Source organism: Paraburkholderia sp. BR13444 (assembly GCF_040948755.1).
In the GTDB taxonomy this organism is placed as follows: Bacteria; Pseudomonadota; Gammaproteobacteria; order Burkholderiales; family Burkholderiaceae; genus Paraburkholderia; species Paraburkholderia youngii.
In genome coordinates this window covers 1-255 of the sequence record NZ_JBFPKM010000074.1, presented here as the reverse complement: position 1 = coordinate 255, position 255 = coordinate 1, and the positions used below count along the sequence as shown (strand labels likewise).

The following is a 255-nucleotide window of genomic DNA, read 5'->3' as shown; positions in this document are numbered from 1 at the left end:
TGATCGAGCCATCCGCAAGCACGATCGAACCACCACCCAGCGCCCGGGCCGTGCTCGACGCCGTGCCGTACAACTGGCCACCGTTGACCGCATCCACGCTCGATGCCCGCACTGCGCCCGCAGCCACACCGGTCACCGTACGGTTGCCCGCGGTGCCTGCCACGTTGATCACCGAACCGTCAGCATCTTTTGCCACCGAGATGTCACGACTGGTTGCGTCCTGCTGGACCAGACCCACCGTGCCTTCTGACAACT

1 protein-coding gene is annotated in these 255 nt (G+C 65.1%); it reads right to left on the bottom strand.

Annotation, left to right across the window (positions count from 1 at the left end; all coding sequences use genetic code 11):
- On the bottom strand, positions 1-196 hold a 196-nt coding region (locus AB3X95_RS39040), incomplete at its 3' end, for a hypothetical protein (RefSeq protein WP_368624014.1).
- Between the last annotated feature and the right edge of the window lie 59 nt (positions 197-255).